Raw genomic sequence first — 24,492 nt, forward strand, 5'->3', positions numbered from 1 at the left:
TTTCTGGTGCGTACCGGGTTGAGAAGCGGTGTAAGTGAACTGCAGTTGCCATGTTTTACGGCAGTGAGAGCAGAGATAGCGCTGATGTCCGGCAGTGCTTTTGCCGTTACGCACCACCCCGTCAGTAGCTGAACAGGAGGGACAGCTGATAGAAACAGAAGCCACTGGAGCACCTCAAAAACACCATCATACACTAAATCAGTAAGTTGGCAGCATCACCCGTTGCGCTTTTACAGGTGCATTAACACTCTATTACTATTTTATCGGCTTCTTTGGGATACTTGCCGCGATAGCTATAACGCTTGTCTGGCAAAGGCATACGCGTTTTTTTCATTAGTCGTGAATGCAGATACTAAAGAACTTAACTAAACTTCACATCGCCGCTTCATTTTTCGCCCGTAGCTTCTTCGCCTGGCTTTCCAGTAGCAGGTAACAGATCAGCGCCAGCAGCAGCGGGATAAAGTAATACAGGACGCGATAAGCGAGCAGCGCGGCGATAATGCTCCCTTTCGAGGTATGCTCCCCAGCCAGTAGTGCGATAAACACCGCTTCCAGCACACCGATCCCCGCCGGAATATGCACGATGACGCCAGCAATACTACTAACCAGTAACACGCCCAGTACAAAGAAATAGTTCACGCTTTGACCAAGTAACAGCCAGATAATCGCCCCCATTACCATCCAGTTAACGCTGGAAATCAGCATCTGAGTGAGGGCGAATTTCCATGAAGGCAGCACCAGCTTTTGCCCTTTGATGGTCATATGGCGGTGCTTCGCGAAAGCGCAAAACCACAAATAAACCGCGATAATCATCAGTAAGCCAATGCCGAGAATACGCAGCGTAGTTTGAGCGACATACCAGTGATCCGGCAACTCCACCACGCCTGCGGTAAAGATAATCCCTGCCAGTAAAATATAGCCCAGCCAGTTGGTGGTAATACTGAGCGAGAAAATCCGCGTAATAGTGCTGCCCGGTAACCCTAGTCGGGAGTACAAACGATAGCGCATACCAATGCCGCCGACCTAGGTACTGAGCGTCAGGTTGAAGGCGTAGCAGATAAACGACACCAGCATCACCTGGCGCTTCGCCAGTTTGTGACCGCAGTAAAAGCGGGCGAGCAGGTCATAGCAGCCGTAAATCAGATAGCTGACGACCACCAGCCCGACCGCACTAAGCAGCGCAACGCGATTGTAGTCGCGGATGACCTTCCAGACCTCTTCCCAGTCCACTTTTTTGGCGTAGACCACCAGCAACACAATCACCGCGATAAAAAACAGCCAGGTGAGGATCTTCTTTGCTAAGCGCCAGCGCGGGTGTGATTTACTCATCAGGGTTTTACCCCCGTGTTTTCAGTTTCTACCCGATCCTGCGTTTCCATTGTCGGTTGTGCGGGGGGATCAACCTGCGTCAGACGTGGTGTGTGTGCCGGATGCCAGCCAACCAGCGCCGGGAAGTGGCGTAAAAAGTGGAACGCCAGCACGCTTTTGGTCAGGTTCCACCAGGTGCGTTTGGGCAGCATGGTTTCATCCACCTGCTGACAATCTGCGGCAATAATGCCGTTCAGATTATCGCGCAGCGTCTGGTTAAAATGACGATCGTGGATGATGACATTTGCTTCGAGATTCAGTGACAAACTGAGCGGATCGAGATTACTGGACCCTACTGTCGCCCAGTGATCGTCCATCAATGCCACTTTGCCGTGGAGCGGGCGCGGCGGTACTCAAAAACCTGAACGCCGCCTTTAACCAGATAGTTATACAGCAAGCGCGCACCGACTCTGACAATCGGCATATCCGGTTCGCCCTGAATGATCAGTTTGATCCGCACCCCGCGCCGTGCCGCTTTACGCAAGGCGTGTAAAAATCGATAGCCGGGGAAGAAGTAGGCGTTGGCGATAATCACTTCCCGCCGCGCCTGAGTGAGCATTTTCAGATAATGGCGTTCAATATCATCGCGATGTTCTTCGTTATCGCGCCAGACCAGCAATACCTGCGCTTCTCCCGGCTGGCGGTTCTCTTCCGCTTTGTGATGACGTCGCCACCAGCGCCGTGCCGCGCTCTGTCCAGGCAGGTTTTCCAGCTCAAACTGGAGAATATCTTTGACAATCGGCCCTTCAAGGCGTACCGCGTAATCCTGTTTAGCCTCTGGACCGTAGCTGGACATATGCTCGGCGGAGTAATTCAGCCCGCCAATAAAGGCGATACGCGCGTCGATCACCACAATTTTGCGATGCATCCGGCGAAACACATTGGTGCGCATACCAAAAAGGCGAGGGCGGGGATCGTAGTAGCGGAACACTACGCCAGCTGCCGTCAGTTTATTGACAAACTCATCGCTGAGATCCGGCGAACCGTAGCCATCCAGCAAGACTTCCGCTTTAACCCCGCGTTGCGCTGCTGCCAGTAGTGCCGCATGTAGCTGTTTGCCGACGTTATCCTCAAACCAGATAAACGTTTCAAGAATGATGCGTTCTTGTGCCTCGCCAATCGCCTTAAACACCGCGGGATAATATTGCTCGCCGTTTTCCAGCAACTGGATCTTATTGCCTTCGCGCCAGCTACATTTCATAAATGAATCTCCGCACTTAAAGGGGCATGATCAGAAAGGTGTCGCCATGTCCGCAGCGGCAACGCGGTTGGCGCGCTGGCGCTGGCATTTTTGACGTAGATCCTGTCCAGTCGTAGTAGAGGAAATTGCACCGGAAACGTGCGCGCTGGGCGTCCGTGGGCGCGGGTAAAAATCTCATCCAGTCCGGCCTGCACTTTTAACGGATGATTAGCTTTTTGCCGCCAGTCATTGAAATCACCCGCCACCAATACCGGTTCGCCGTCCGGTAGCTCATTCACCCATTCGGCGAGCATCGCAAGCTGCGCCTGACGGTGCGCCTCACGCAGGCCCAGATGTACGCACATCACATGAATCGCTTTTCCGGTCATCGGCGGCACAATGCGGCAGTAGAGCACGCCGCGCTTTTCCGCACCATCGACCGAAACATCGCGATTCTCATAATGTTCAATGGGATAACGCGACAGTACGGCGTTGCCGTGATGCCCTTCCGGGTATACGGCATTGCGACCGTAGGCAAAATCGCGGCACATAGTGTCGGCGAGAAACTCGTAGTGCGAGGTATCGGGCCAGTTTTCCACATGCAGCGGATGAACTTCGTGCGCGCCCATCACTTCCTGCAGGCAAACAATATCGGCGCTGACGGTACGCACCGCGTCGCGAAGTTCCGGCAAAATGAAGCGTCGGTTAAACGCGGTAAAACCTTTTTGAATGTTGATGGTGAGCACCTTGAACGAAAATTGTTGTGTTTGATCGGGCATAATTTTCCTGTCTTTGCCTCTTATCTCATTGAAATAGTGTAGTCGGCGTCACAAAAAGGTGCGGTCTTACGGAATTTTCCGTAAAGTTCGGTACTCTGAGTAAGTAGAGATAAATTCTTCAGGAGAGAAGCCATGAAGTGGCAACAACGTGTTCGTGTCGCAACGGGTCTAAGTTGCTGGCAGATTATGTTGCATTTACTGGTAGTGGCGCTGCTGGTGGTGGGCTGGATGAGTAAGACTCTGGTTCACGTCGGCGTGGGATTATGCGCACTGTATTGTGTCACGGTAGTGATGATGTTGGTGTTTCAGCGCCACCCCGAGCAACGCTGGCGTGAGGTGGCAGACGTGCTGGAAGAGCTGACCACGACCTGGTATTTTGGCGCAGCGCTGATTGTGCTGTGGCTGTTGTCCCGCGTACTGGAAAACAACTTTTTGCTGGCAATTGCAGGGCTGGCAATCCTTGCCGGCCCGGCGGTAGTGTCTTTGCTGGCGAAAGATAAGAAGTTACATCACCTTACGTCTAAACATCGCGTACGCCGCTGACCCTGTCGTGGCCGTTATCACCAGTAGCGGCCACAAACTATTCCACACAATATCCAGACTCGCATCCTTCAAATAAATCTGCTTGGTAATGTCCGTAAAGTGGCGAATAGGGTTAATCCACGTCAGGTTTTGCAGCCATACTGGCATGTTTTCCACCGGCGAAACGTAACCGGAAAGGAGAATGGCGGGCATCATAAAGACAAACACGCCGATAAACGCCTGCTGTTGTGTCGAGCAGAGTGATGAAATCAACAGACCGAATCCCACCAGCGATAAACCGTAAATCACCATCGTAAAGTAGAACAGCGCCAGCGATCCGGCGAAGGGGATTTGATACGCCCAGATACCAATCGCCAGCACAATGGTGGCCTGGAAGGTGGCGACAATTAACGCCGGTACGGCTTTGCCGATGAAGATCTGCCAGGTGGTGAGCGGCGAAACCAGTAGCTGATCGAGCGTACCTTGTTCACGTTCGCGGGCGACGGAAAGTGAAGTGACGATCATTACGCCGATAGTGGTGATCATGGCGATCAGTGACGGCACCACAAACCATTTGTAGTCGAGATTCGGGTTATACCAGTTGCGTACCACCAGCTCGCTGTTGTTAGGTTTCGGTTTTCCTTCCAGCAGCTCCTGCTGATAATTTTTGACGATCTGTTGCAGGTAGTTGGCGGCAATTTGCGCACTGTTGGAGTTACGCCCGTCGAGGATCAACTGCAACGGCGCGGTCTGGAAGGTATCCAGTTTGCGCGAGAAGTCAGCCGGGAAACGCACCAGGAGTAACGCCTTTTGTGTGTCGATGGTTGGGCGGATCTCCTGTGGGCTTTTCAGCAGCAGCACATGAGTAAAGGCGCTGGCGCGGGCAAAACGTTGGGTCAGCTCCACCGAATGCTCGCCGTTATCTTCATCGTAGATGGCGATGGTGGCGTTAGTCACTTCCAGCGTGGCGGCGAACGGGAACAGAATCACCTGAATAAGCACAGGTAAAATCAGAATCGCGCGGGTTTGCGGTTCGCGCAGCAGCGACTGCAACTCTTTGCGGATTAACGTCCATAAGCGATGAAACATGCTCTTCTCCCTAATCCAGCCGACGTTTGGTTTTCAGCCACGTCAGGCCGATAAACATCACCGCCGAAGCGATCAAAAATAGCACGTTTACCACCAGCACCACTGGAATATTCCCGGCGAGGAACAGGCTTTGCAGGGTGCTGACGAAATAACGAGCGGGAATAATGTACGTCACCGCGCGGATCACCGCGGGCATACTGTCGATCTGAAAAATAAAGCCGGAAAGCATAATCGACGGCAGAAAAGCGGCGTTCAGGGCGACCTGAGCGGCATTGAACTGGTTGCGGGTAATCGTGGAAATCAGCAGCCCCATCCCCAGGGTACTGAGTAAAAACAGGCTGGAGATAAAAAACAGAATCAGCAGCGACCCGCGATACGGCACGCCGAGAATAAACACTGACACCAGCATACACAGCAACATCGCCAGCATCCCGAGAAAGTAATAAGGGATCAGCTTACACAGCAGCAGTTCCGTGCGGGTAATCTCCGTAGAGAGCAGAGCCTCCATGGTGCCGCGTTCCCATTCTCGCGCCACCACCAGCGAGGTGAGAATCGCGCCGATGACCGTCATGATAATGGTCACCGCACCGGGGATAATGAAGTGCTGGCTAATCGCCGCCGGGTTAAACCAGTAGCGGGTTTGTACATCAATAAGCGGTTCAAAAGTCTGCCCGTTGTCCTCCGCTCGCTGCATTTGCCAGATCTGCCAGATCCCTTCGACATACCCCTGTACAAAGTTAGCGGTATTCGGCTCACTGCCGTCGGTGATCACCTGAATCGGTGCGGTGGCGTTGGCGCGCTCCATCTGTTCCGCAAAATCCACCGGAATAACCACCAGACCGCGAATTTTCCCCGCCTGCATTTTGGCGATCAGTTCCTGACGGTTATCGCTGATGGTGGCGTCGATGTAGGGCGAACCGGTCATGGTGTGGGTGAAATCCAGCGTCGCTTCGCTACGCTGTTCCAGTAAAATCCCGACCCGCAGCTTGCTGGAGTCGAGGTTAATGCCGTAACCAAAAATAAACAGCAGTAGCAGCGGGATCACTACCGCAATCAGCCAGCTACTCGGATCGCGAACGATCTGCCGCGTCTCTTTAACGCACAGCGCCCGTACGCGACGCCAGGACAGGATCGGGTTACTCATTGCTATGCTCCTTATCCCAGTCGTGGATCAACTGAATAAAGGCTTGCTCCATGGTGGGATCGGGTTGCTCGTCGTTGGCCGACTGCGCTTTCAAATCATCCGGCGTGCCGCTGGCAATTAATTTCCCACGGTACACCAGGCCGATGCGGTCGCAATATTCTGCTTCATCCATAAAGTGAGTGGTGACCATCACCGTGACGCCTTTCTCTACCATGCTGTTGATATGCAGCCAAAATTCGCGGCGGGTGAGGGGATCAACGCCGGACGTTGGTTCGTCGAGAAACAGAATGTCCGGTTCATGCATCAGCGAACAGGCCAGCGCCAGCCGCTGTTTAAAACCTAATGGCAGTTCATCGGTCGCGTGGGAGGCGATACTTTTCAGGCCAAATGCCTCGCTCATACGGGAGATTTTTTCGTTCTGCGCCCGACCGCGTAAGCCATACACACCAGAGAAAAAGCGTAAATTCTGTTCGACCGTCAGGTTGCCGTAGAGCGAAAATTTTTGCGCCATATAGCCGAGATGCTGGCGCGCTTTACCGGAACTCTCTTTCAGATCCATCCCCAGCACCAGCGCCTGGCCGGAAGTCGGCACCAGCAAACCGCACATCATCTTAAAGGTGGTCGATTTACCCGCGCCGTTTGGCCCCAGCAAACCAAAAATCTCCCCACGTTTAACGGCAAAGTTGACGTGATCGGTGGCGGCAAAATCACCAAATTTCTTGGTCAGTTCTTTCGCTTCGATCACCGTCTCGCCGGGTGTGCCTTCTACCGTATGCAATATTGCACCCAGCGGCGATTCTGAGGTTCCGGCACCACCCAGCAAATCAATAAATGCATCTTCAAAACGCGGCGTAGTTTCGTTGATGTTGATTTCCGGCATCCCGTCGGCATGGCGAATATCGTCTGGTGTGGCCTCTTTTTTGAGGATCAGACGTACCGATTTCCCCTGAATCATGCCGTCGCTGACCTGTGGCAGTTTCAAGGCGCGTTGCAACAGTTTGCGGTTGCCCTCGTGTGGACTGGTCATCAGAAAGCTGCGTCCGGCCATGGTTTGTGTCAGGGCTTTTGGTTCCCCCTGATACAGCAACTCGCCTTCATTCATCAGTAACACGTCACGGCACTGCTCGGCTTCGTCGAGATACGAGGTACTCCAGAGGATTAACATCCCTTCGCCTGCCAGCTCATGCACCATCTGCCACAGTTCGCGCCGTGAGATAGGGTCAACGCCGACGCCGGGTTCATCGAGCAGCAACACTTTCGGTTCGCCCACCAGGGTACAGGCCAGACCGAGTTTTTGTTTCATCCCACCGGAGAGCTTGCCCGCCAGGCGTCCGGTAAACGGCCCAAGAGACGTAAACTCCAGCAGGCGAGCAAAAGTTTGCTTACGTGCCTCGTCGGTGACGCTGCGCAAATCCGCGTACAGATTGAGGTTCTCCATCACCGTGAGATCTTCATACAGACCAAATTTCTGCGGCATATAGCCGAGCACGGCGTGCAGCGCGCGTCGTTTTTGATTGGATCAAAGCCAATCATCGTGGCATTGCCGCTGTCGGGTTTCAGTAATCCCGCCAGCATCCGCATTAGCGTGGTTTTACCTGCACCATCCGGCCCCACCAGCCCCGTCACATAACCGGCGTGAATGGTACAATCGAGCGGCGCGACGGCGGGCTTGTCCATGCCCGGAAAGCGTTTTTCCAGGCCGTTCAGCGTGATAACGGCATCATTCATGTCCTGCCTCGTTACCGAATTGCACCGTCACCGGCATTCCCTGGCGTAACGCATCATCGGCGTCGGTCACCACAATACGCAGGCGATAGACGAGGTCGGTACGCAGATCCGGTGTTTCGACGGTTTTCGGGGTAAATTCAGCAGTCGGCGAAACGAAACCAATCTGCCCGTGATACGGCTTGTCCGGGCGACCATCGGTATAAAGCAGCACTTTGCGCCCCGGCTGGGCCTGGTCAAGATTCCGTTCATCAACATAAGCGCGCACCCACACCGGACGCGTTAGTGAAACGGTAAACACCGTGCCACCTTCATTGAGAACCGTGCCTGGCTCCACCGCGCGCGTTAACAGTGTGCCATCAGACGGTGCTATCAACGTTGAGTCCTGTAAATTCAGCTCCGCCTGCGCCAGTTGCGCCTGCGCCTGTTCGAGGCTGGCTTTCGCCTGAGCGATGTCCTGTTCACGGTTACCGGAACGGTACTGACGCAATTTATCCTGTGCTGATTTCAGCGTTGCCTGTGCCTGGTCGCGCGAGGAGCGGGCATTTTCCAGGTCATTTGCCGAAATGGTGCGGCTTTTCCACAGTCCTTGCTGGCGGTTATAGAAGTTCTGCGCATAGTCATAGGCGGCTTGCGCCTGTTTCACCGCTGCGGCGGCCTGAGCGATTTCTTCATCGCGATACCCGGCAAGCATCAGGTCATACTGCGCCTGTGCCACCGAGACGCCCGCTTTCACCTGCATCAGGGCAATCTCATACGGCTTGTGATCCAGTTCGCCCAGCACCTGGCCCGCTTTGATCGCATCACCTTCGTCCACCGCCAGCGATTCAACGCGCCCCCCAACACGGAAACTAAGATTCACCGTACGAATATCCACGTTGCCATACAGCTTCAGGCCGTTATCCTGGCGGCTTTGATACCACCAGTAGCCTCCGGCAACCACGGCGGCAAGTACCACTACCGCCAGTCCGATCACGACAGGTTTTTTCATCACTACAAACTCCTTTGCGATAATCCTTGCAAAATCAGGTCGATATGACAGGTCACCGTCTGGTTGATCAGTTCGGTCTTTTCTTCATCGAACGCGGTCCAGCCGGTACGTAACAGAATTGTTTCTTTGCCAAGACGGAACGCCAGAATCTCACCAATCAACGCATGGGTATGAAGGATCATGCGGGTGTCATTGGCGTCGCAGCCGGTCCAGGCGGCAATCAGGCGTGTCAGGTGGCTGTGTAGCGGACTAATCACCTGTTCGTGCACCAGGTGGTAGGCTGCCGTGGGAGAGAGCTGCTCACGGGAGATAAACTTGCTGAGGTTGACGGTGTCATCCTGGGTGAGCAGCTTAATCATGTTCCTGCAGGCGCGAAGGATCAGTTCACGGATGGCAGCCCGATCAGGCTGTGGTTGCGCGAACAAGCGTTCGGCTTCCTCGGCATGCGGACGGAACTGCTCGCCAATAAAATCGGCAATCCACTGGGCGCAGGCGAGGTACAAATCTTCTTTCGAACCGAAGTAGTAGGTGATGGCAGCGATATTCTGCCCGGCCTGGGCGGCTATCTCGCGAGTGGTGGTGTTCATTCCATATTCACCAAACTGCGCCAGTGCGGCAGCAATCAGCTGTTTTTTCGCCTGTTCACCCTTGATTGTCATGGCAGGATTATTCATCGCACAGTCCATTCTTAATCAAATGATTGATTAAGATTATGACTCCATAGGGGAGTTGTCCAGTATGGCTAAGAATTTTAGCAACGCCAGTCACAGGGATAATTTATGCGCTGCGTCACAAAAACTGCTACACTCCGCTCCCTCATGACATTGTGGTTTTTGTCATTTTCCTTTTCAGTATCTCCCTGAAAACTACACCGGTAACGGTCGGGGCGGTTCGGAGTAGTTATGTCTTTCGATTCTTTGGGTTTAAGCCCTGATATCCTGCGCGCCGTTGCCGAGCAGGGTTACCGTGAACCCACCCCTATTCAGCAGCAGGCGATCCCTGCGGTGCTGGAAGGCCGCGACCTGATGGCTAGCGCCCAGACCGGTACCGGTAAAACAGCGGGCTTTACGCTGCCGCTGTTGCAACACCTGATCACTCGCCAGCCGCACGCCAAAGGGCGTCGTCCGGTACGTGCGCTCATTCTTACCCCGACCCGTGAACTGGCTGCGCAGATTGGCGAAAATGTCCGTGATTACAGCAAATATTTGAACATTCGTTCGCTGGTGGTGTTTGGCGGTGTCAGCATTAACCCGCAAATGATGAAGCTGCGCGGCGGCGTTGATGTTCTGGTGGCAACACCGGGACGTTTGCTGGACCTGGAACATCAAAATGCAGTGAAGCTGGATCAGGTTGAAATCCTCGTCCTCGATGAAGCTGACCGCATGCTCGACATGGGCTTTATCCACGATATCCGTCGCGTGTTAACAAAACTGCCAGCGAAACGCCAGAACCTGCTGTTCTCTGCGACCTTCTCTGACGATATTAAAGCCCTGGCGGAAAAACTGTTGCACAACCCGCTGGAAATCGAAGTGGCACGCCGCAATACCGCGTCTGATCAGGTGACCCAGCACGTTCACTTTGTCGATAAGAAACGCAAACGCGAATTGCTGTCGCACATGATTGGTAAAGGGAACTGGCAGCAGGTGCTGGTGTTTACCCGTACCAAACACGGCGCTAACCATCTGGCTGAGCAGCTCAATAAAGATGGCATCCGTAGTGCGGCGATCCACGGGAATAAATCGCAAGGTGCGCGTACCCGTGCGCTGGCTGATTTTAAATCGAGTGACATTCGCGTACTGGTGGCGACCGATATCGCTGCGCGCGGTCTGGATATCGAAGAGTTGCCGCACGTCGTCAACTATGAACTGCCAAACGTACCGGAAGATTATGTCCACCGTATCGGGCGTACCGGTCGTGCGGCTGCTACCGGTGAAGCGTTGTCGCTGGTGTGTGTTGATGAACACAAACTGCTGCGTGATATCGAAAAACTGCTGAAAAAAGAGATCCCGCGCATTGCGATTCCGGGCTATGAGCCGGACCCGTCAATCAAAGCCGAACCGATCCAGAACGGTCGCCAGCAACGTGGCGGCGGCGGTCGTGGGCAAGGTGGTGGTCGCGGTCAACAGCAACCACGCCGTGGGGAAGGTGGCGCAAAATCTGCAAGCGCGAAACCTGCAGAAAAACCGTCTCGCCGCCTCGGCGATGCCAAACCGGCAGGCGAACAACAACGTCGCCGCCGTCCGCGTAAACCTGCCGCTGCGCAGTAATCTTTTATGCCGGGCTATGCCCGGCATCAGGCTGATGAACAAACGCAAAACTGCCTGATGCGCTACGCTTATCAGGCCTACGTTAACTCTGCAATATATTGAATTTGCATGCTTTTGTAGGCCGGATAAGGCGTTTACGCCGCATCCGGCATTTCACAACAAGCACTTGTCAGCAATTTGAGAACACGGGAAAAAATTTATCTGTTTTACCGCCCATAAGCCACCGAGACGTTACTTCTCTATAGCCAATTGTTCGCGCAACTCCATTAAAAGGTAGCCCAGTCGATTCTTGCCCTTACCATTACCACCGTCTCCCCAGTAAGCATCGTTTTCCGTATGCTCAACCAGTTTTGCGGGCGCGGTTGCCAGCAAGAGCGCACGCAGTTCTGCATGCTGTTCGAATTTAGCACGAAGTGCTTTACGCATCACCTGTTCTTTAACCGACTCCCAGTTTTTACGAAGTGGCTTGGAACGATTACGCCCCATGCGAGCGGCGACCATGGGGGAAGAAACCCGACGGATCTCTTCGCGGTATTTTTCATCAAGGAATTTTTGTGCCTGAAAATAGTGTTCGGAGGTGGGCCAGGTTTTCCCGTCAACCTTGATGGGCCAGGCGGCAAAGTTAGAAAAATCACCGTAGTCATCGCTGGTGCTGTAGAAATTTATGATGGTGTCTTGCATGACGTGTTGGATCCTTTGTGCTCGAACGGGCATTAAACCGCATTATGTTGGTGGTTATTGCGAGCCGCTTTCCAGAAACAGAAAAACCATTACCCCTGAAAACCGAAAAATGCCACAATATTGGCTGTTTATACAGTATTTCAGGTTTTCTCATGGCATTAACCGCCGCGCTTAAAGCGCAAATTGCCGCCGGGTATAAGGCGCTTCAGGAACAGATCCCCGACTTTATTCCCCGTGCGCCGCAGCGGCAGATGATTGCGGACGTCGCCAAAACGCTGGCCGGAGAAGAAGGGCGGCATCTGGCGATTGAAGCCCCCACCGGCGTTGGGAAAACGCTCTCCTATTTGATCCCCGGCATCGCCATTGCCCGCGAAGAGCAAAAAACGCTGGTGGTGAGTACCGCCAACGTGGCGTTGCAGGATCAGATTTACAGCAAAGATTTACCGCTGCTGAAAAAGATCATTCCCGATCTTAAATTCACTGCCGCTTTCGGGCGTGGGCGCTACGTTTGTCCGCGTAATCTGACGGCGCTCGCCAGCACTGAACCCACGCAACAGGATCTGCTGGCGTTTCTTGACGACGAACTGACGCCAAATAATCAGGAAGAGCAAAAACGTTGTGCGAAGCTGAAGGGCGATCTCGACACTTATAAATGGGATGGTCTGCGCGATCATACGGATATCGCTATAGATGATGATCTCTGGCGTCGTTTGAGTACCGACAAAGCCAGCTGCTTCAACCGTAACTGTTACTACTATCGTGAATGCCCGTTTTTTGTTGCTCGTCGGGAGATTCAGGAAGCGGAAGTGGTGGTGGCAAACCATGCGCTGGTGATGGCGGCGATGGAAAGCGAAGCCGTACTGCCTGACCCGAAAAATCTGCTGCTGGTGCTGGACGAAGGTCATCACCTGCCAGATGTGGCCCGGGATGCGCTGGAGATGAGCGCTGAAATCACCGCGCCCTGGTATCGACTACAGCTGGACTTGTTCACGAAACTGGTCGCTACCTGCATGGAGCAGTTTCGCCCGAAGACCATCCCACCGCTGGCGATCCCTGAACGTTTGAATGCGCATTGTGAAGAGTTGTATGAGCTTATCGCCTCGTTAAACAACATTCTCAATCTCTACATGCCTGCCGGGCAGGAGGCAGAGCACCGTTTTGCGATGGGCGAACTGCCTGATGAAGTGCTGGAGATCTGCCAGCGGCTGGCAAAACTCACCGAGATGCTGCGTGGTCTGGCGGAGTTATTTCTTAACGATTTAAGTGAGAAAACCGGCAGCCACGATATTGTGCGTCTGCATCGGTTGATTTTGCAGATGAACCGCGCGTTGGGGATGTTCGAGGCGCAAAGCAAACTCTGGCGGCTGGCGTCTCTGGCGCAATCTTCCGGTGCGCCGGTGACCAAATGGGCGACGCGGGAAGAGCGCGAAGGGCAGCTGCATCTCTGGTTTCACTGCGTGGGAATACGTGTCAGCGATCAGCTGGAAAGGCTGCTGTGGCGCAGTATTCCGCACATTATTGTCACCTCCGCAACCTTGCGTTCGCTGAACAGTTTTTCGCGTTTGCAGGAGATGAGCGGGCTGAAAGAGAAAGCGGGCGACCGTTTTGTGGCGCTGGATTCCCCCTTTAACCACTGCGAACAGGGCAAAATTGTTATTCCCCGGATGCGCTTTGAGCCTTCCATCGACAACGAAGAGCAGCATATTGCCGAAATGGCGGCCTTTTTCCGTGAGCAGGTGGAGAGCAAAAAACATCTCGGTATGTTGGTACTGTTTGCCAGCGGACGGGCGATGCAGCGCTTTCTCGACTATGTGACGGATTTACGCCTGATGCTGCTGGTGCAGAGCGATCAGCCGCGTTATCGCTTAGTTGAACTGCACCGCAAACGCGTTGCCAACGGTGAGCGTAGTGTGCTGGTGGGCTTACAGTCATTTGCCGAAGGGCTTGATTTGAAAGGTGATCTGCTCAGCCAGGTGCATATCCACAAAATCGCTTTTCCGCCCATCGACAGCCCGGTGGTGATCACCGAAGGGGAATGGCTGAAAAGCCTCAACCGCTATCCGTTTGAGGTGCAAAGCCTGCCGAGCGCCTCGTTTAACCTGATTCAGCAGGTTGGGCGACTGATTCGAAGCCACGGTTGCTGGGGCGAAGTGGTTATCTACGACAAACGCTTGCTGACCAAAAATTATGGCAAGCGACTACTGGATGCATTACCGGTATTTCCGATAGAGCAACCGGAAGTCCCTGAAGGTATAGTTAAAAAGAAAGAAAAAACGAAATCCCCACGCCGTCGGCGGCGTTAATGATGTGAGTCAGGTAAGGAGTCGTAAATGGACTATCGCAAAATCATTAAAGAGATCGGGCGCGGGAAAAACCACGCGCGCGATTTAGACCGGGATACTGCGCGCGGTCTGTATGCCCATATGCTCAATGGTGAAGTCCCTGACCTTGAGTTGGGCGGCGTATTGATTGCGCTACGTATCAAAGGGGAAGGGGAAGCAGAGATGCTCGGCTTTTACGAAGCCATGCAAAATCACACCATCAAGCTGACGCCGCCTGCAGGCAAGCCGATGCCGATTGTCATCCCCAGTTACAACGGCGCGCGTAAACAGGCCAACCTGACGCCGTTGTTGGCTATTCTCCTGCACAAACTCGGTTTTCCTGTGGTGGTTCAAGGGGTTAGCGAAGATCCAACTCGCGTGCTGACAGAAACCATTTTCGAACTGATGGGTATTACACCAACGTTGCACGGCGGGCAGGCGCAGGCGAAGCTCGACGAACATCAACCGGTGTTTATGCCTGTCGGCGCGTTTTGCCCGCCGCTGGAAAAACAACTGGCGATGCGCTGGCGGATGGGCGTGCGTAACAGTGCACATACCCTGGCGAAACTGGCGACGCCATTTGCCGAAGGTGAGGCGCTGCGTCTTTCCAGCGTTTCGCATCCGGAATACATCGGGCGAGTCGCGAAGTTCTTTAGCGATATCGGCGGGCGGGCGCTACTAATGCATGGTACTGAAGGCGAAGTGTATGCTAATCCGCAGCGCTGCCCGCAGATCAATCTCATTGACCGTGAAGGGATGCGGGTGCTGTATGAAAAACAGGACACTGCTGGTAGCGAGTTACTGCCACAAGCAAAAGACCCAGAAACCACGGCGCAGTGGATTGAGCGTTGCCTTGCTGGCAGCGAACCGATTCCCGAATCGCTGAAAATCCAGATGGCTTGCTGCCTGGAGGCTACGGGTGAAGCGGCAACTATCAGCGACGGCCTGGCGCGCGTTAATCAGGCATTTTAATTCTTTTCTCAGCCGGATGAGCCATGTCATCCGGCTTTTACCCCACCGCAATATGAAATTCCTGCATCTTTATTGACCTTCCCGCGCCCGGCGTGCAGCATAAAAAAACAACAAACACATAACATAAACAGGAGTTAACCATGGAAAGTGGTCATCGCTTTGATGCTCAGACGCTGCACAGTTTTATTCAGGCTGTATTTCGTCAGATGGGTAGCGAGGAACAAGAAGCGAAATTAGTGGCCGATCATTTAATCGCGGCAAACCTAGCAGGGCATGATTCTCATGGTATTGGCATGATCCCAAGCTATGTGCGTTCCTGGAGTCAGGGGCATCTGCAAATTAACCATCATGCCAAAATCGTTAAAGAGGCGGGGGCGGCAGTCACGCTCGATGGCGATCGCGCATTCGGTCAGGTCGCGGCACACGAAGCGATGGCGCTGGGGATTGAGAAAGCGCATCAGCACGGTATTGCTGCCGTGGCGCTACATAACTCGCATCATATCGGCCGTATCGGTTACTGGGCGGAGCAGTGTGCAGCGGCGGGGTTTGTCTCTATCCACTTTGTTAGCGTGGTCGGTATTCCAATGGTCGCACCGTTCCACGGTCGCGACAGCCGCTTTGGCACCAATCCGTTCTGTGTGGTTTTCCCTCGTAAAGATAATTTCCCGCTGTTGCTTGATTACGCCACCAGCGCCATCGCATTTGGTAAAACTCGCGTCGCCTAGCATAAAGGCGTCCCCGTGCCGCCAGGTTGCCTGATTGACGTTAACGGCGTGCCGACGACCAATCCGGCGGTAATGCAGGAGTCGCCGTTGGGGTCGCTGTTGACCTTTGCCGAACATAAAGGCTACGCCCTTGCAGCGATGTGTGAAATTCTTGGCGGGGCGCTTTCTGGCGGTAAAACGACGCATCAGGAAACGTTACAAACCAGTCCCGATGCCATTCTTAACTGCATGACCACTATCATCATCAACCCGGAACTGTTCGGCGCGCCGGATTGTAGCGCGCAGACTGAAGCCTTTGCCGAGTGGGTGAAAGCCTCGCCGCATGATGACGATAAGCCGATTTTGCTACCGGGCGAGTGGGAAGTGAACACGCGTCGCGAACGGCAGGAGCAGGGGATTCCATTGGATGCGGGAAGCTGGCAGGCCATTTGTGATGCGGCGCGGCAGATTGGTATGTCGGAAGAGACGTTACAGGCTTTCTGTCAGCAGTTAGCCAGCTAAAAAAAGCCCGTCCAGTAACGGACGGGCAAACAAGGGTAATATAGGATCAATGAGGGTTAGAGCATATGCGTCTGTCGGCAAACAGACAGGGAAATACTTGTGCTGGACGTAGCGTAACCGCCTGATCCGTCCAACGGTTCGGATTTTGTAGGCCTGATAAGACGCGGTAGCGTCGCATCAGGCATCTGTTGCCGGATGCGGCGTAAACGCCTTATCTGTCCTACGAATTACTTATAAATTACCGCAGTACCGCTTAATTTATTGTTGTTGGTGGCAGAAGTGATGCTGTATCCACTGGCACCGGCTGCCGCGGCTTTCTCAGCCAGTTTCGCTTCCAGGGCATCGAGGGGGGATGCGCCATCGGCAGAAACCACGCCGATTTTATTCATGTTCTGTGCCTGGGATGCCGTTACCGGTTCCGCCGCGAACACGCCAAATGATAGAGTTGAAAGAGCCATAGCAGCAACAACAGTATATAATTAATCTCTCGCAGGTGATTTTTGTATAAGTGACGTTGTTTCGTCGATGTGATGAGTATCACGTTTTTTTTCGAGAGATAAAATCGAAGAGAATTGACCGCCTTGTTCAAATAAATTGATTGATATCTAACATACTGATAAACCATTTATTTGTTGTACTTATGGACTTGTTTTATGCCGCGTGGCAGTCACAGCAGCGTTAAAGGCACGGAATGCCACGCAAAATACAAATTATACTCGCTATGCATCTCGCCAGTTGTAGTTAACGTAACTGGCTGTCTTTCGAACCTCTGCGATTATATCCTGTATACGCTGGTTTTTGTAAATCTTTCTCCTGCTGACAATGAATACATAAGCGCACGCCAGGAATGGCTTCCCGACGGGCTTGCGGGATGGGGGCACCGCACTCTTCACATTCATACAGGCTTTCGCCACGCGGAATTTCACCCCGAGCGCGGGCAATCGCATCTTCAATTGTACTGTTGATCTGTTCGTTGACGGCGTCATCGTTAGCCCAACCGGATGCCATATCGTCCTCCCCATATCAATGCTTGTACAGTTAAGTGTAGCTAATATAGGGACGAACCTGGGCAGTTCAAGCGTCAGATCTCCGACCATTCCCGCAGCAGATTATGATAAAGATTGAGCAGCGACAGGATCTCTTCATTTTCACCATAGCGGCTTTTCAGCGACTGAATATTTTTGTCTAGTTCAAACAGCATGGCGCGCTTTTTATCATCGCGGATCATCGACTGGATCCACATAAATGATGCCACTCGTACGCCGCGGGTTACGGGTGTCACGCAATGCAGGCTGCTGGAGGGATACAACACGAGATCACCTGCCGGGAGTTTTACCCGATGTTGTCCGAAGGTGTCATTAACGTCCAGTTCGCCGCCGTCGTAGCTTTGTGGATCGCTTAAAAACAGCGTGGCAGAAAGGTCAGTGCGCATCCAGCCGCTTTGTGGATGGCTGCGTACTGCGCCATCCACATGAAAACCATAGGTTTCATTGTTCTGATAGCGATTAAACAGCGGCGTGGAAAGGGTACGCGGCAAGGCCGCGGCAAAGAATAAAGCATGTTGGTTAACCGCGTTCAGCACCTCATTTTGCAGGGCGGCGTATAACGTGCTGCGGGTGTCTACCTGTTGATTGTTCTTAACTTGCGCACCTTGTGCGCCGGTGGTGACGCGTCCATCCACCCATTCGGCTTGTTCCAGTTGTTCGCGAAAACGAGCGACGTCCTGTGGCGATAACACGCCGGGAATGTGGTACATCATACAATTTCTCCAAAAAGTGGGGCCTGCGCCCCACATCTGAATCAGAAATGCATATTGGCTGTGAGCAAGAAGGTTCTTGGCTCGCCCGGGTGATAACGGTAGCCGCTCTTGTTGATTGAGGCGACGTAATCGGTATCAAACAGGCTGTAAACGTTTAGCTGGAAGTCGAGATTGCGATTAACCCGATACCCCAGTTTGGCATCGGCGACCCAGTAACCTTCGGTAAACGCTGGCGTTCCCACCGCGCCGTCTGAACCTTTATGCATACTGCCGATATAGCGTGCGCCCGCGCCAACAGAGATATCATCGGTTGCCTGATACTGGCTCCATAAGGTGAAGGCGTGCTCCGGGGTATACGGCAGCGATGAGGAACCATCCTGGGCAACATCTTTGCCGTTTTTGATGGTTGCTTTTTGCTGGGTATAGCCGCCAATCACCTGCCACGCGGGAGTGATATTCCCGGCCACGGATATCTCATAGCCTTCGACACGTTTCTTACCGTATTGCGAGTAAGTTCCGTCATCATTTTGCTCAACTTCATTTTCGATATCAGTACGGAACAGTGCGGCGGTGAGCAACAGGCGTTTATCCAGAACCTGCCATTTGGTGCCAATCTCGCTGGTGTTGGCTTTTTGCGGTTTAAAATCGGTGCGGTTGGCACTGTTACCGCTGCCAGACTGCGCAAGGGCGAAGTTGTTGCCGCCCGGAGGCTGCTGGGAAACGGCATAGTTAATATAGACATTACCGTTTTCCGTCAGGTGATACAGCGCCCCGGCTTTCCAGTTCACCAGATTGCCCGACTTGGCGGTGTCGACGGTGGTGACCGGAGAACCTTTTGCCACACCAGCTGGGCAGGTGATGGCACCGCGTCCGCTGCCGCCGCAGGCGGTGGCACTGTCATATTCAGTATGATAATTATCCAGACGGATCCCGCCGTTCAGCTCAAAATCACGGGTGATTTGCAGCGTATCAAAGGCGTAAATTGCGAAGGTATCCGTCTGACCATTGGCGTTTGCGCCGTTGCGCGTCAGGCCGCCGGGATGAATGCTGCTGTCAGGATGATAAATATTTACCGCGGGTAACGTCACCGGATTAACGCCGTAGTTAGTCTGCGTTTCACGGGTAAATTCCACGCCGGTACTGACATCATGACCGATAGAACCGGTATAGAACGTCGAGGTCAGGTTGGTCTGGTTGGTGAGAATTTTATTACTCACATCTTTGGTATTCGCCGTGCGTGACCAGGTCCAGCTATTCACATCGCTGGTGGGCTGAGTAATATTCGACGCCCCGCCCATAATCGCCGTCATCAGGTAATCCTGCTTTACGCGCGACCAACGGGTAGTATTGCGAATGGTGGTGTTATCGTTGATGTCGTGCTCAAAACGCATGGTGGCGGTGTCGGTGGTCGAATCGTCGTAATCGGAATCCGTGCCGTAAAAGTTATGAGTATCAACTTTTCCGGAATGATTCAGGGCCGCCGTTCCCGCAGATGGGGCAGAATAGCCCGGCAAACCGATGGTCGGAATGCCGCCGTCTGGCGTGTTGTGCTGGGTGACATGCAGATAATTAAGATACAAACGATTCGCTGTACCAAGGCCAAAAGCGACAGAAGGGGCGACGCCGTAACGCTCATTTTTGACTTTGTCGCGTCCGGCATCGTGCGTTTTTTCGCCCATTACATTCAGGCGCACCGCGGTGGTATCACCAATGACCTGATTGACGTCCAGCGTGCCGCGGCGGAACCAGGCGCTGCCAATACTGGCGGAGGCGTCAATGCCGGAATCATTGCGCGGCTGTTTGCTGATCATATTGATTGAGCCCGTCGGTGCGCTGTGCCCGTAGTCGGTGCCGGACGGCCCTTTAATCACTTCGACCTGCTCGGTATTGAAGGTGTCGCGCGAGACGCTGCCGATATCGCGAATGCCATCAATATAAATACTGTTAGAGGTATCGGCACCACGCATATAAATGGCGTCGCCAGTGGTGGAGTTACCGTTCTCACCCGCAAAAAACGCACCCACGCCGGGGACGTTTTTGAGCGCGTCGGTAAGGTTGGTTGCGCCCTGATCTTTAATCACTTGTTCAGAAATCACCGTCATCGTGCGGGTAGTATCCGCTACCGGACGCGAGAATTTCGGATCGGCAGATTGTTGTGGCGCATAAAGCGAAGGCGTTGATGCTTCGACAACCAGCGTGTCATCCGCGTTAGTTTGCCCTTCGGCGGCGAGTGCCTGAGCCACAGGCGTGATGCCAATACAAAGACCGGCAAAGAACGTGAGCGAATGAAATTGTCTGGCAGGGAAATTGCGATTGTTTTCCATTTTGCAGGTGACTTTTTCTTATATGTTGAAATTTTCACTGCCACGAGAAAGCATCTCTGCGGATGCGATGCCACTGTTAATCCCGTGATAGTGTTCGTGCAAGTGATAATAATTTTGATAAGCATTATCACTTGGCGCGATTTTCTATCACCCATTGCGCGAAAAAGAAATACATTTATTTACATTGAGTTCATATTTGATGTTTTTTGATTACAAAACAGGCGAAAACTGCATCCAGAGGCGAATGCAGTTACGTTGGTGGGGTTATTTGTAGATGGTTGCAGTACCGAACATCTGGTCATTTCCGCCTGCGGAATTAATGACATAACCTTTCGCGCCTTGTTCGCGCGCTTTTTCTGCCAGTTTATCCTCCAGATCGCTTAGGTTTGATGCGCCAGTTGCCGAAACGGTACCGGCGGGCCGTAGCTGACCGCTGTCCAGGTTACTCATCGGTTGCGCGGCATAAGCCGTGAGAGAGATTCCGCTCAGGACGGTGGCAATCAGTAGTGTGAGGCACTTTTTCATAATGACATCCTCATAAATACAACGGGTAGTGCCTGATAAGTGTAGGTCGCCTGCGCGATGCAAATGACGCAAAAAATTGACAGAGGTGTGCTTATTTTTTGAACGATATATTTTTACAAAATAAGACAAATCAATGACATGCATAATGCTGATTTTTATGATGAATTGCCATAAACCATAGCCATGTTAAGGTTTTGGGGAATGATAAACGCAGCCAGATATTTACCCTGTCGCGTTATGCGGGTATCTTACGCCGCTGCTTAAAGGAGAATGCTATGTCCGCCCAGAAACCGGGGTTGCATCCGCGCAACCGTCATCACAGCCGCTACGATCTCGCCACGCTTTGTCAGGTCAATCCTGAACTCAGGCAATTCCTCACGCTTACACCCGCCGGGGAGCAAAGCGTAGACTTTGCCAATCCGCTGGCGGTGAAGGCGCTCAATAAGGCGTTGCTGGCCCATTTTTACGCCGTAGCGAACTGGGATATCCCCGACGGTTTTCTCTGCCCACCAGTACCGGGCCGGGCGGATTATATTCATCACCTTGCCGATTTACTGGCTGAAGCAAGCGGAACAATTCCAGCGAATGCCAGCATTCTGGATATCGGCGTTGGTGCGAACTGTATTTATCCGCTGATTGGCGTACATGAATATGGCTGGCGTTTTACCGGTAGTGAAACCAGCAGCCAGGCGTTAAGCAGTGCGCAGGCGATTATCAGTGCTAATCCGGGGCTTAACCGCGCCATTCGTCTGCGTCGGCAAAAAGAAAGTGGGGCAATTTTTAACGGCATCATCCATAAAAACGAGCAATACGACGCGACCTTGTGTAACCCGCCATTCCACGATTCCGCCGCTGCAGCGCGGGCAGGTAGTGAGCGTAAACGCCGTAACCTGGGGCTGAACAAAGACGATGCACTGAACTTTGGTGGTCAGCAACAGGAGTTGTGGTGTGAAGGTGGTGAAGTCGCCTTTATCAAAAAGATGATTGAAGAGAGCAAAGGCTTCGCGAAGCAGGTGATGTGGTTTACCTCGCTGGTATCTCGTGGTGAAAACTTACCGCCGTTGTATCGTGCTCTGACCGACGTGGGCGCGGTGAAGGTGGTAAAAAAAGAGATGGCCCAGGGGCAAAAGCAGAGTCGCTTTATTGCCTGGACCTTTATGAACGACGAGCAGCGCCGCCGTTTTGTCAATTGCCAGCGTTAAAGCGTTGGCTCCCCCGGCGGTAACGGTTCAGCCGGGGTCGCGCCCGGAGTAGGCAGCACCTAATAAGTCTGCACTGGCGCGCGAACGCCCACCAGGTCGAAATGTTTTTTCACCTGGCTGTCGAGGGCAAAGCGTACCGTCCACTGTTTGAGTGGCAGCGTGGTGAACGAAACACGCAGTGTAAACGCGGTATTGCTTAAGCCGACAATCCCGGCAAAATTCGGTTCACCAATAATCAGCCCGCGAATTTCTTCGTTTTCCATCAATTCCGCTACCGCATCTTTCAGTGCCTGATTGGCTTTATCAGCATCTTCATGGCGATCAACATCGTAGTTTGCCACTACCGAACCAATACCGCGGACGAAGTTAGCAAAGGTGGTTATCGAAGACCACGGAATGATGTGATACGCCCCGGTATCCTGGCGCACGCCCACGGAGCGAATCGACATCCGTTCCACTGTGCCGGTCAACGGCCCGATAGTCACCAAATCTCCAGTGTTCATGCCGTTTTCAAACTGAATAAACACCCCGGTAATGATATCTTTCACCAGCGTTTGCGAACCAAACGAGATAGCCAGACCTAATGCCCCGGCACCTGCCAGCAATGGCGCGATATTGACGCCGATTTCCGACAACACAATCATGATGGTGATGGTACTGATAATCACCGCCAGCGCGTTACGAAACAGCGTCAGCAGGGTACGCGTACGGGCGCTGGGTAGCGGGCGGCCATGAATATCCGAAGCCAGCCGGTTTTCGATCAAACTGGCGAGCACCGTCCAGCCAACCGCCGAGAAAAAAAGAATAAGTGCGATACGGATCAGGATATCTACGGTTTTCTGCCCCGCACCGTTTTGCAGCCAGTTCCAGAAATCGAACAATCCCCATGCGCTCAACAGCAACATTACCGCCACGCAGACGGTCAGAATACGCGCCGTTTTCAGCGCCGCCGAAAGCCAGCCATTCAGCCGTTTTTGCAACTCCGGATAGTTACGCTGAGTATGTGGCGAGAGGGTGATGGTTTTCGCCAGCCAGCGGGAAAACATACCGGAAACAAACGCTGCGATACCAATAATCGCCAGGCTGCGCACCGTTGCACCCATCATAAATTTCAGGCTGTTGCCCGGATCGAACAACGAAAAGAAAAACAGCACGATAAAATAGGCGCTTGCCAGCCAGCGCCACACCAGCGCAAAGGCGCGGATAAACAGGCTGAAAAAGGCCAGCGAATGCTCCGCAAAGTTGAGCAAATGTTGGGTAATCTCTTTTTTATTGCGAAAGATCAGGTACAACGCCCAGACGGTCATGCACAGCATAATGATGACGTTCGCCAGCGCACCTATCTGTACATTCACCTGATTAGAGATAATCGGCACGGCCACAATCAGGCCATAACCTATCAAACTGCTTAACCAGCTCAGGCGACGACTCCAGTAACGGGCGGTCTCGTCATGAATCGTGAACGGGCGCAGTTCAGCCACGTTTGGGCAAAAAATCAGGCGTAGTACAGCTTTGAAAAATTCAATCAGGGCAAAGGCGTTGAGAAACAAACTTTGTTGGAAAGCGATGGTGCGACTGCCTGCATTCAGGTTGTCGCTTAATACCTGGCCGACAAATAATGTCAGTGCCAGTAACAGTAGGTCGATAATAAACGCCCCGATAATCATCGCCGGAAGCTGCAACCAGTTACTGCGCTCACGATTTTTTTGCCGCGCCCACAGGCCCATTTTGCGATACAGCGGCAGTGCGCACAGGCGAATCAGCCAGTAAAAACCAAACACTAATACCGCTAACATTGAAAAATGGGTCAGCGCATTGCTGAATGTTTGTGGATTAAACGGCTTATGCGGGGAGCCGGTAATATTGCGATAAAGTTGCCCGAAGCGGGCGGAAAGGGCTTCACCATAATGGCGGCTGACTTCGGTGACCTTTTGCAGCACGGTTTGCTCTTCAACCAGCGTCGGCGGCACGATCTTCGGGACCGGTTCCGCAGGGGGCGTCGCGGCGACAGTACGCAACTGGTCGATCAATTCTTTACGCGAGGTGTCGTTATCCAGCACATCCGCCAGTGCGCCATAGGCCGCTTTTTTTTGTTCGATATCCGGTTCCGGGGCCGGTTCAGTCGTTGAGTCCGTTGTCGTTGTGGTTGTAACGCCGGGTATGGATACCGCGTGGGCAGGTGCGCCCAGCAGGCAGAAGAGGATGAACAGGATCCACCGCATGACTCCTCCAGTGAGAAAACAGAGCAAAAAGATAAGTATAGATGCTGGGGGGGGCCCCTATTAAGTTGTCAAGCATGTTATGACCCTGCGGGGTATAAAAGTCCCGTCGCGCATCATGGCGAACAGAACGTCGCAGCGTCGTCTCGCCAGGGCGATAAGCGCCTGATTGTGTCGTTTTCCCTGACTCATTTTGCG

General features: G+C 53.2%; 17 protein-coding genes and 8 pseudogenes. 8 read left to right on the forward strand and 17 right to left on the reverse strand.

From position 1 onward, the window contains the following. The coding region (locus tag BFF42_RS19105; protein WP_000179192.1) for an IS1 family transposase at nt 1-165 on the reverse strand (165 nt) is incomplete at its 3' end. Nucleotides 166-211: 46 nt separating this feature from the next. On the opposite strand from BFF42_RS19105, the pseudogene BFF42_RS27040 reads away from it, so the two are divergent. Next, nucleotides 212-337, forward strand: a pseudogene (locus BFF42_RS27040) (Bax inhibitor-1/YccA family protein); the annotation flags it as partial. A gap of 35 nt (nt 338-372) precedes the next feature. Here the strand turns inward: BFF42_RS27040 and BFF42_RS19110 are convergent. From BFF42_RS19110 to BFF42_RS19120, 3 genes and pseudogenes are all read right to left on the reverse strand, one after another. After that, nucleotides 373-1,329, reverse strand: a pseudogene (locus BFF42_RS19110) (lysylphosphatidylglycerol synthase domain-containing protein). Further along, nucleotides 1,329-2,569 (reverse strand): annotated as a pseudogene (gene clsB, locus BFF42_RS19115) (cardiolipin synthase ClsB). Before clsB ends, BFF42_RS19110 begins: the two co-directional pseudogenes overlap by 1 nt. After that, entirely contained in the window at nt 2,566-3,327 is a 762-nt protein-coding gene (locus BFF42_RS19120; RefSeq protein ID WP_001113368.1) for an endonuclease/exonuclease/phosphatase family protein, read from the reverse strand. Before BFF42_RS19120 ends, clsB begins: the two are co-directional and overlap by 4 nt. A gap of 132 nt (nt 3,328-3,459) precedes the next feature. On the opposite strand from BFF42_RS19120, the gene BFF42_RS19125 reads away from it, so the two are divergent. Further along, nucleotides 3,460-3,870 carry a YbhQ family protein gene (locus BFF42_RS19125; protein ID WP_000871982.1) on the forward strand — a complete coding sequence of 137 codons (411 nt, stop codon included), beginning with the start codon at nt 3,460-3,462 and terminating at the stop codon, nt 3,868-3,870. Here BFF42_RS19125 and BFF42_RS19130 read toward each other — a convergent pair. The 5 genes and pseudogenes from BFF42_RS19130 to cecR form a co-directional block, all read right to left on the reverse strand. Continuing rightward, nucleotides 3,832-4,938: an ABC transporter permease gene (locus tag BFF42_RS19130; protein WP_000469031.1), complete on the reverse strand. Its 1,107-nt coding sequence runs from the start codon at nt 4,936-4,938 to the stop codon at nt 3,832-3,834. The two genes, BFF42_RS19125 and BFF42_RS19130, sit on opposite strands and share 39 nt — an antisense overlap. A 10-nt stretch (nt 4,939-4,948) precedes the next feature. Continuing rightward, nucleotides 4,949-6,082 (reverse strand): ABC transporter permease, encoded by a 1,134-nt coding sequence (locus BFF42_RS19135; RefSeq protein WP_000070142.1) that lies wholly within the window; start codon nt 6,080-6,082, stop codon nt 4,949-4,951. Continuing rightward, nucleotides 6,075-7,810, reverse strand: a pseudogene (locus tag BFF42_RS19140) (ATP-binding cassette domain-containing protein). Before BFF42_RS19140 ends, BFF42_RS19135 begins: the two are co-directional and overlap by 8 nt. Next, complete coding sequence (hlyD, locus tag BFF42_RS19145; protein ID WP_005007432.1) at nt 7,803-8,798, reverse strand: secretion protein HlyD; 996 nt, start codon at nt 8,796-8,798, stop codon at nt 7,803-7,805. Before hlyD ends, BFF42_RS19140 begins: the two are co-directional and overlap by 8 nt. Nucleotides 8,799-8,800: 2 nt before the next feature. Then, on the reverse strand, nt 8,801-9,472 hold the full coding sequence (gene cecR / locus BFF42_RS19150) for a DNA-binding transcriptional regulator CecR (protein ID WP_001447036.1): 672 nt from the start codon (nt 9,470-9,472) through the stop codon (nt 8,801-8,803). A 228-nt stretch (nt 9,473-9,700) separates the two neighbouring features. Between cecR and rhlE the strand changes: the two genes are divergently transcribed. Next, entirely contained in the window at nt 9,701-11,065 is a 1,365-nt protein-coding gene (gene rhlE, locus BFF42_RS19155; RefSeq protein ID WP_000007125.1) for an ATP-dependent RNA helicase RhlE, read from the forward strand. A gap of 231 nt (nt 11,066-11,296) precedes the next feature. Here rhlE and ybiA read toward each other — a convergent pair whose 3' ends face one another. Next, nucleotides 11,297-11,779: an N-glycosidase YbiA gene (ybiA, locus tag BFF42_RS19160; RefSeq protein ID WP_001145132.1), complete on the reverse strand. Its 483-nt coding sequence runs from the start codon at nt 11,777-11,779 to the stop codon at nt 11,297-11,299. 119 nt (nt 11,780-11,898) lie between these two features. Between ybiA and dinG the strand changes: the two genes are divergently transcribed. The 4 genes and pseudogenes from dinG (at nt 11,899) to ybiE (ending at nt 16,390) form a co-directional block, all read left to right on the forward strand. Further along, a complete protein-coding gene (gene dinG, locus BFF42_RS19165; protein WP_039060322.1) occupies nt 11,899-14,049 on the forward strand; it encodes an ATP-dependent DNA helicase DinG in 2,151 nt (716 codons plus the stop codon). 27 nt (nt 14,050-14,076) lie between these two features. Then, nucleotides 14,077-15,039: a DNA-binding protein YbiB gene (ybiB, locus tag BFF42_RS19170; RefSeq protein WP_039059465.1), complete on the forward strand. Its 963-nt coding sequence runs from the start codon at nt 14,077-14,079 to the stop codon at nt 15,037-15,039. Between the two features lie 140 nt (nt 15,040-15,179). Continuing rightward, nucleotides 15,180-16,265 (forward strand): annotated as a pseudogene (gene hcxB / locus BFF42_RS19175) (hydroxycarboxylate dehydrogenase HcXB). A 65-nt stretch (nt 16,266-16,330) separates the two neighbouring features. Next, on the forward strand, nt 16,331-16,390 hold the full coding sequence (ybiE, locus tag BFF42_RS27345) for a hypothetical protein (protein ID WP_212734348.1): 60 nt from the start codon (nt 16,331-16,333) through the stop codon (nt 16,388-16,390). Nucleotides 16,391-16,492: 102 nt separating this feature from the next. Here ybiE and ybiJ read toward each other — a convergent pair. From ybiJ to mcbA, 5 genes and pseudogenes are all read right to left on the reverse strand, one after another. Next, a pseudogene (ybiJ, locus tag BFF42_RS19180) lies at nt 16,493-16,738 on the reverse strand (DUF1471 family protein YbiJ); the annotation flags it as partial. A 268-nt stretch (nt 16,739-17,006) separates the two neighbouring features. Further along, nucleotides 17,007-17,273 (reverse strand): C4-type zinc finger protein YbiI, encoded by a 267-nt coding sequence (ybiI, locus tag BFF42_RS19185; protein ID WP_000146357.1) that lies wholly within the window; start codon nt 17,271-17,273, stop codon nt 17,007-17,009. Between the two features lie 73 nt (nt 17,274-17,346). After that, on the reverse strand, nt 17,347-18,024 hold the full coding sequence (ybiX, locus tag BFF42_RS19190; RefSeq protein ID WP_146759060.1) for a PKHD-type hydroxylase YbiX: 678 nt from the start codon (nt 18,022-18,024) through the stop codon (nt 17,347-17,349). 41 nt (nt 18,025-18,065) lie between these two features. Then, nucleotides 18,066-20,348, reverse strand: coding sequence for a catecholate siderophore receptor Fiu (locus BFF42_RS19195; RefSeq protein WP_039059461.1), 2,283 nt, complete (start codon nt 20,346-20,348; stop codon nt 18,066-18,068). Between the two features lie 264 nt (nt 20,349-20,612). Beyond that, nucleotides 20,613-20,873, reverse strand: coding sequence for a DUF1471 family periplasmic protein McbA (gene mcbA, locus BFF42_RS19200; RefSeq protein ID WP_000710619.1), 261 nt, complete (start codon nt 20,871-20,873; stop codon nt 20,613-20,615). Between the two features lie 275 nt (nt 20,874-21,148). On the opposite strand from mcbA, the gene rlmF reads away from it, so the two are divergent. Next, nucleotides 21,149-22,075, forward strand: coding sequence for a 23S rRNA (adenine(1618)-N(6))-methyltransferase RlmF (gene rlmF / locus BFF42_RS19205; protein WP_039060307.1), 927 nt, complete (start codon nt 21,149-21,151; stop codon nt 22,073-22,075). On the opposite strand, the pseudogene ybiO reads toward rlmF, so the two are convergent. Both ybiO and BFF42_RS19215 read right to left on the reverse strand, forming a co-directional pair. Further along, nucleotides 22,072-24,297, reverse strand: a pseudogene (ybiO, locus tag BFF42_RS19210) (mechanosensitive channel protein). The gene rlmF and the pseudogene ybiO sit on opposite strands and share 4 nt — an antisense overlap. 82 nt (nt 24,298-24,379) lie before the next feature. Continuing rightward, nucleotides 24,380-24,492: pseudogene (locus BFF42_RS19215) on the reverse strand (hypothetical protein); the annotation flags it as partial.

Source organism: Shigella sp. FC1661 (assembly GCF_001712525.1).
Classification (GTDB): Bacteria; Pseudomonadota; Gammaproteobacteria; order Enterobacterales; family Enterobacteriaceae; genus Escherichia; species Escherichia coli.

Coding starts and splice junctions, on each gene's coding strand:
- cecR (WP_001447036.1), bottom strand. CDS start 9,472: ATGAATAATCCTGCCATGACAATCAAGGGTGAACAGGCGAAAAAACAG.
- BFF42_RS19135 (WP_000070142.1), bottom strand. CDS start 6,082: ATGAGTAACCCGATCCTGTCCTGGCGTCGCGTACGGGCGCTGTGCGTT.
- BFF42_RS19130 (WP_000469031.1), bottom strand. CDS start 4,938: ATGTTTCATCGCTTATGGACGTTAATCCGCAAAGAGTTGCAGTCGCTG.
- hlyD (WP_005007432.1), bottom strand. CDS start 8,798: ATGAAAAAACCTGTCGTGATCGGACTGGCGGTAGTGGTACTTGCCGCC.
- BFF42_RS19195 (WP_039059461.1), bottom strand. CDS start 20,348: ATGGAAAACAATCGCAATTTCCCTGCCAGACAATTTCATTCGCTCACG.
- rlmF (WP_039060307.1), top strand. CDS start 21,149: ATGTCCGCCCAGAAACCGGGGTTGCATCCGCGCAACCGTCATCACAGC.
- rhlE (WP_000007125.1), top strand. CDS start 9,701: ATGTCTTTCGATTCTTTGGGTTTAAGCCCTGATATCCTGCGCGCCGTT.
- BFF42_RS19125 (WP_000871982.1), top strand. CDS start 3,460: ATGAAGTGGCAACAACGTGTTCGTGTCGCAACGGGTCTAAGTTGCTGG.
- mcbA (WP_000710619.1), bottom strand. CDS start 20,873: ATGAAAAAGTGCCTCACACTACTGATTGCCACCGTCCTGAGCGGAATC.
- ybiX (WP_146759060.1), bottom strand. CDS start 18,024: ATGATGTACCACATTCCCGGCGTGTTATCGCCACAGGACGTCGCTCGT.
- ybiB (WP_039059465.1), top strand. CDS start 14,077: ATGGACTATCGCAAAATCATTAAAGAGATCGGGCGCGGGAAAAACCAC.
- ybiI (WP_000146357.1), bottom strand. CDS start 17,273: ATGGCATCCGGTTGGGCTAACGATGACGCCGTCAACGAACAGATCAAC.
- dinG (WP_039060322.1), top strand. CDS start 11,899: ATGGCATTAACCGCCGCGCTTAAAGCGCAAATTGCCGCCGGGTATAAG.
- ybiA (WP_001145132.1), bottom strand. CDS start 11,779: ATGCCCGTTCGAGCACAAAGGATCCAACACGTCATGCAAGACACCATC.
- BFF42_RS19120 (WP_001113368.1), bottom strand. CDS start 3,327: ATGCCCGATCAAACACAACAATTTTCGTTCAAGGTGCTCACCATCAAC.